The sequence below is a fragment of the Lentilactobacillus parafarraginis DSM 18390 = JCM 14109 genome (genome assembly GCF_001435895.1).
Taxonomy (GTDB): Bacteria; Bacillota; Bacilli; order Lactobacillales; family Lactobacillaceae; genus Lentilactobacillus; species Lentilactobacillus parafarraginis.
In genome coordinates this window covers 1-368 of the sequence record NZ_AZFZ01000226.1, presented here as the reverse complement: position 1 = coordinate 368, position 368 = coordinate 1, and the positions used below count along the sequence as shown (strand labels likewise).

The window sequence follows — 368 nt, the reverse complement described above, 5'->3', positions numbered from 1 at the left end:
AATCGTGTCCACACTTTCATCCTAAGTCCAATAATTTACCAGAACAAGTACTAAATTACGATGACGAACACAGTTTAACTTACAAGTCAGCCAAGTCAGACTATGCTGTATTAAATGCAATTAAGATGCGCTATTCCTATTATAATGATACTGATTTTCTTACTGCATTAAACCAACTTTCTTACACCTCATTCAACGATTTTGGTCAAATTTTAACTTATGATACCCTACGATCTAAGAAACCTGGTAATAATATCCTTCTGTATGCCAATTCAACCGTTACCATGGATGAGTCACTTTTGAACAAAATAAAAAAACTCCGAAATATCCACGGAAAAACTAGGGTCTGTCTTAAAACAAGCTTTTTA

The 368-nt window shown here is 33.7% G+C and carries 1 protein-coding gene; it reads left to right on the top strand.

What is annotated here, in order from left to right; genetic code table 11:
* The coding region (locus FD47_RS16030; RefSeq protein ID WP_235806133.1) for a hypothetical protein at positions 1-368 on the top strand (368 nt) is incomplete at both ends.